The organism is Cryptosporangium japonicum (assembly GCF_039524755.1).
Classification (GTDB): domain Bacteria; phylum Actinomycetota; class Actinomycetes; order Mycobacteriales; family Cryptosporangiaceae; genus Cryptosporangium; species Cryptosporangium japonicum.
Map to the genome: position 1 here is coordinate 128930 of NZ_BAAAGX010000015.1, position 6000 is coordinate 134929.

Below are 6000 nucleotides of genomic sequence, written 5' to 3' on the forward strand. Positions count from 1 at the left end.
ACTTGAGAGAGCGGTCACAGCGCCCCGGCACCGGACGAACCGCGGGCTAGCGTGCGGGTCGTGACGCAGACGACCACGGGTGCGCCGACGATCCTCGACCTGTTCGCGCTGGAGGAGCTCGAGCCCTCCCGCTACCGGGCGAACACCGTCTTCGACGAGGACCTCCCGCTCTACGGCGGTCAGGTCGCGGCGCAGGCGCTGCGTGCCGCCGGGCTCACCGTTCCGGACGGCCGCTCGCCGCACTCGCTGCACGGCTACTACCTGCGCGGCGGCGACGCCGGGCGCCCGACCGAGTTCCACGTCGACCGGGACCGGGACGGGCGGTCGTTCTCGGCCCGCCGGGTCGTCGCGGTGCAGGACGGCGAGGTCATCTTCACGATGTCGTGCTCGTTCCACGTGGTGGAGGACGGCGCGGACCGCGACGTGGTGCCCTCGCCCGACGTCCCGCACCCGTCGACGCTGCGTACCGGCCCGATGCCGCGGCTGTTCTCGATGGAGGGGGCGCTGCCGCCGGCGCCCCATCCCGGCAGCGAGTGGCCGACGCGGTGGTGGGCGCGGTGCGTCGCCGACCTGCCCTGCGACCCGCTGATCCACGCCTGCGTGCTGACGTACCTCTCCGACATCTCGACCGGGTTGGCGCCGTTCCACGACGAGAGTTCCTCGTCCTCCTCGAGCCTCGACCACGCGCTCTGGTTCCACCGGCCGATCCCGCTGGACGAGTGGGTGCTGATGGACCTGACGGGCCATTCGACCGCGCGTGGCCGCGGCTTCTACACCGGCACGATCCGGTCGGCCGACGGGATCCTGGGCGCGACGATCGCCCAGGAGGCGCTGTTCCGGTCCCGCGAGCGCAGCGTGTTCCACCGGGGATAGGAAACTAGATGACCGAATAGTACGTTTTGTAATCATGGACACCACTGACGCATCTCTGCCCCTGGCCGGGCGGCGCGCGCTCGTCACGGGTGGGAGCCGCGGGATCGGCCGGACGATCGCGCTCGCACTGGCCGACGCCGGCGCCGACGTCGCGATCACGTTCAACCGCGACACCGTCGCCGCCGCGACCACCGTCGACGAGATCACCGCACGCGGCCGCGTCGGCCGCTCCTACCAGGGCTCGGTCGTGATCCCGGCCGACGTCGCCTGGCAGATGGAAGCGGCCGCCCGCGACCTGGGCGGGCTCGACCTCGTGGTGAGCAACGCCGGCGCGGCGGGCACCGGCGACCCGGTCGTCGAGACCGACGCGGCCGAGCTCGAACGGATGCTGCGGGTGCACGCGTTCGGGCCGCACCACGTGGCCCACGCGGCCATCCCGCACCTGCGCCGGAACGAACGCTCGGACCTGGTGTTCATCTCGAGCGTCGCGACCGACACGCACCCGGCCAACCGCGCACCGCACTCGATGGGCAAGGCCGCGACCGAGGCGCTGGCCCACACCGTCGCGAAGGAGGAGCGCAGCCGCGGGATGCACGTGAACATCGTCGCGCCCGGGCTGGTCGCGACCGACATGGGAATGAACTTCGCCCGGCTCTCGGGCATGGACCTGCGCGAACGCGAGGAGCGCTCGCCGTTCCGGCACATGTGCCAGCCCGAGGAGGTCGCCGAAGCCGTCCTGTTCCTGGTCACCGCGTCGTACGTGAACGACGTCCGCCTGGTGGTCGACGGCGGGACGTTCTGAGTTCGATGGGCGGTGGTCCGGCCTGCCTAGGGTGGGACGCATGACGCTGGGATTACCGCCCGCGGTCCGGGCCTGCCTGTTCGACCTGGACGGCGTGGTCACACGCACCGCCGCGCAGCACGCCAAGGCCTGGAAGGCGATGTTCGACCGGTTCCTGGCCGACTACGCGCCCGGTGAACGGCCGTTCGGCATCGAGGACGACTACGTGCGGTACGTCGACGGCCGGAAGCGGCTGGACGGCACGCGCGCGTTCCTGGCGTCGCGCCGGATCGACCTGCCGGAGGGTACGCCGGACGACCCGCCCGGCGAGCACACGGTCTTCGGGCTCTCGAACGCGAAGAACGCCCTCGTGCTGCGCCTGATCGCGGACGAGGGCGTCGAGGTGTTCGACGACGCGGTGGAGTACGTCACTGCGCTCCGGGACGCTCGCGTGCCCAGGGCGGTGGTCACGTCCAGCGCGAACGCCCAGCAGGTGCTCGAGGTGACCGGGCTGGCGCCGCTGTTCGATCTGCGTGTCGACGCCGTGGTCGCGGCCGAGCGGAAGCTGGCCGGCAAACCCGCCCCGGACACGTTCCTGGCCGGAGCCGAGCTGCTCGGCGTCGGCCCCGGCGAGGCCGCGGTGTTCGAGGACGCGCTGGCCGGGGTCGAGGCCGGCCGCGCCGGCGGGTTCGGGTTCGTCGTCGGCGTCGACCGGGTGGGCCAGGCCGACGCGCTCCGCGAGCACGGCGCCGACGTCGTCGTCACCCGGCTCACCGAACTGGGGGAGTCGCGGTGATCGGGGAGTCGCCGTTCGCCGTCGAGCCGTGGTCGGTGCGCGAGCAGTCGGTCGACCTCGACCGGCTCGGGGTGTCCGAGTCGGTGTTCACGCTGGCCAACGGCCACATCGGGCTGCGCGGCAACCTCGACGAGGGTGAGCCGCACGGGCTGCCGGGCACGTACCTCAACTCGTTCTGCGAGCTGCGGCCGTTACCGTACGCCGAGGGCGGTTACGGCTACCCCGAGTCGGGGCAGGCCATCGTCAACGTCACGAACGGCAAGCTGATCCGGCTGCTGGTCGACGACGAGCCGCTCGACGTCCGCTACGGGCAGGTCGTGGAGCACGAGCGGGTCCTCGACTTCCGCTCCGGCCTGCTCACCCGCGACCTGCACTGGGTCTCCCCGGCGGGCAAGCCGGTCCGGCTCCGCACCGAGCGGCTGGTCTCGCTGGTGCAGCGCTCGATCGCGGCGATCAGCTACACGGTCACCGCCGGTGATCAGCCGGTGCAGCTCGTCGTGCAGTCCGAGCTGTTCGCGAACGAGGACCTGCCCGCGGCCGAGGACGACCCGCGCATCGAGGCCGCGCTGGCCCGCCCGCTGGTGCCGGAGGTGCACACCGACGAGACCACCGGCGCGACGCTGCTGCACAGCCTGCGCGGCACCGGCCTGCGGATGGCCGCGGCCATGGACCACGACGTGCACGGCCCGGCCGGCACCGAGACGCACTCCAACTCGAGCGAGAACATCGGGCGCACCACGGTGATCTGCCGGCTGGCCCCCGGCCGTTCGCTGCGGATCGTCAAGTACCTCGCGTACGGCTGGTCGTCCCGGCGCTCGATGCCCGCGCTCAACGACCAGGTGCGCGCGGCGCTCACCGCGGCGCGCTACACCGGGTGGGACGGCCTGCTCGACGAGCAGCGCGCCTACCTCGACGACTTCTGGGCCAGCGCGGACGTGGAAGTGGACGGCGACGCGCAACTGCAGCAGGCGGTGCGGTTCGGCCTGTTCCACGTGCTGCAGGCCGGTGCCCGCGCCGAGGGGCGCGCGATCCCGGCGAAGGGCCTCAGCGGCCCCGGCTACGACGGTCACACGTTCTGGGACACCGAGACGTTCGTGCTGCCGATGCTCAGCCACACCGTGCCCGACGCCGCCGCGCACGCCCTGCGCTGGCGCCTGGAGACGTTGCCGCTGGCGCTCGACCGCGCGCGGCAGCTGGGCTTCGAGGGCGCGGCGTTCCCGTGGCGCACGATCCGCGGCCAGGAGTGCTCCGGCTACTGGCCCGCGGGCACCGCCGCGCTGCACGTCAACGCCGACATCGCCGACGCCGTCCTGCGCCACGTCGGCGCGACCGGTGACGACGAGTTCGCGCGGACGGTGGGGCTGGAGCTGCTGACCGCGACCGCGCGGCTGTGGCGCTCGGTCGGGCACCACGACGGCGACGGCGGTTTCCGCATCGACGGCGTCACCGGCCCCGACGAGTACAGCGCGATCGCCGACAACAACCTGTTCACCAACCTCATGGCGCAGCGCAACCTGCGCGGGGCCGCCGACGCCTGCCGCCGCTACCCCGACGAGGCCGCCGAGCTCGGCGTCGACCCCGAGGAGATCGCCTCCTGGGCAGACGCGGCCGACGCCATGGTGCTGCCGTTCGACGCCAAGCGCGGCGTGCACGCCCAGTCGGAGAACTTCACCGAACACGCGATCTGGGACTTCGACGGCACGCCGCCGGAGAAGTACCCGCTGCTCCTGCACTTCCCCTACCTCGACCTGTACCGCAAGCAGGTCGTCAAGCAGGCCGACCTGGTGCTCGCGATGCAGCTCTGCCCGGAGGCGTTCACGCCCGAGCAGAAGCAGCGCAACTTCGCCTACTACGAGCAGATCACCGTGCGTGACTCGTCGCTCTCGGCCGCGACCCAGGGTGTGATGGCGGCCGAGACCGGTCACCTCGGGCTCGCGTACGAATACCTCTGCGAGACCGGCATGCTCGACCTGCACGACCTGGCCGGCAACACCGAGCACGGGCTGCACGTCGCGGCGCTCTCCGGGGTGTGGTCGGGCGTCGTCGCCGGGTTCGGGGGCATGCGTCACCTGGAGGCGGGGCTGTCGTTCGCGCCCCGGCTGCCCGAGGAGCTCAGCCGGATCGCGTTCATGATCCGGTGGCGCGGGCGTCGGCTCCGGGTGGAGGTGCACCCCGGCGAGGCCCGCTACCGACTGCTCGACGGGGCCGATCTCGAGCTGCTGCACCACGGCGAGCGGCTGACCGTGGGTAAGGCCGAGGTCACCGCCGGCATTCCGGCGTTCGCCCCGGTCGAGCCGGTGCGCCAGCCGGTCGGCCGGGAGCCGTTGGTCCGGCGTCTGCGTGCCGGTGGTTCGTCCTAAAAGGCGCGAGACCGCGTGCCGCGCGCGGTAACCGACCCGCGGGCGGGATACTGTGCCGTGTGTCTGGCTCACGTGAGGATTCGGCGTTACGCCCCGCCGGGTCCGGACCGCTGCTCGGCGTCGACCTCGGGCTGACGAACACGGTCGCGCTGCTCCGGCGGCCCGACGGGCGGAGCAGCCCGCTGCTGTTCGACGGTGAGCCGGTACTGCCCTCGGGTGTCCTGCTCGACGCCGACGGGACGGTCCGGGTCGGCCGGGACGCCGAGCGCGCCGCCGCCGCCGATCCCGACCACTTCGAGCCGGCACCGCGGCGGCACATCACCGAGCAGAAGTTCCGGCTCGGTGAGCGCGACACCACGCCGACCGACCTGCTGGCCGGTGTCCTCACCGCGGTGGCGCGGTCGGCCGAGGCCACGCTCGGCACGGTGCCGCCCGCCGCGCTGACGTATCCGGTGCGGTGGGCGGCGGCCGAACAGCAGACGCTGCGCGAGGCCGCCGGGCACGCCGGCTTCGACGACGTCACGCTGATCCCGGAGCCGGTCGCCGCGGTGGCCGCGGTCGGCGCGTCGATGGCCGTCGAACGCCGGCTCGTGGTCGTCGACGTCGGGGCGCGCGGCTTCGACGTCTCGGTGCTGGCCCCGTCGTCGGGGCGGCTCGCGGTGGTGGCCGTCGGCGGTGACCCCACGGTCGGCGGACGCCGGATCGACGCGGCGATCGCGGCGCACCTCGCGGCGGCCGCCGGTCGCCAGCGGCGCGAGATCTGGCGGGCGATCGACCGGCCACGCACCACCGACCAGCGACGCGCGCAACGGGAGTTCTGGGCCGACGTGCGTGCGGCCAAGGAAGCGCTCGACGGGGCCGAGTTCGTGCCGGTCTCGGTGCCCGGCACCGCCGACATCGTGCCGCTGACCCGGTCCGATCTGGAGCGTTTCGCCCGGCCGGTGGCCGACCGGGTGGCCCGGGTGACCGCGCGCGTGCTGCGCGAGGCTTCGGTGACGCCGGCCGAACTCGACGCGATCGTCCTGGTCGGCGGCTCGGCGCCGTTGCCGACGCTCTGGGTCACGCTGCGCGACACGCTGGGCATCGAACCGGTCCAGCCCGACCCGCCCGCGTTCGCGATGGCCGGTGGGGCGCTCGGTCGCCTCGCCGCCGACCTCGCGCTGCCGGTCGGTGCCCGGCCGGCGTCCGGC

General features: G+C 73.3%; 5 protein-coding genes. All 5 read left to right on the plus strand.

Annotated elements, in window-relative coordinates; all coding sequences use genetic code 11:
• Positions 1-60: 60 nt before the first annotated feature.
• Positions 61-873: an acyl-CoA thioesterase gene (locus tag ABD437_RS19500; protein WP_344650296.1), complete on the plus strand. Its 813-nt coding sequence runs from the start codon at positions 61-63 to the stop codon at positions 871-873.
• Positions 874-907: 34 nt separating this feature from the next.
• Positions 908-1675, plus strand: coding sequence for an SDR family NAD(P)-dependent oxidoreductase (locus tag ABD437_RS19505; RefSeq protein ID WP_344650297.1), 768 nt, complete (start codon positions 908-910; stop codon positions 1673-1675).
• Between the two features lie 40 nt (positions 1676-1715).
• Entirely contained in the window at positions 1716-2450 is a 735-nt protein-coding gene (locus tag ABD437_RS19510) for an HAD family hydrolase (RefSeq protein WP_344650298.1), read from the plus strand.
• Positions 2447-4810, plus strand: coding sequence for a glycoside hydrolase family 65 protein (locus tag ABD437_RS19515; protein WP_344650299.1), 2364 nt, complete (start codon positions 2447-2449; stop codon positions 4808-4810). Before ABD437_RS19510 ends, ABD437_RS19515 begins: the two co-directional genes overlap by 4 nt.
• Before the next feature lie 59 nt (positions 4811-4869).
• A partial coding sequence (locus tag ABD437_RS19520) for an Hsp70 family protein (protein WP_344650300.1) occupies positions 4870-6000 on the plus strand: 1131 nt, incomplete at its 3' end.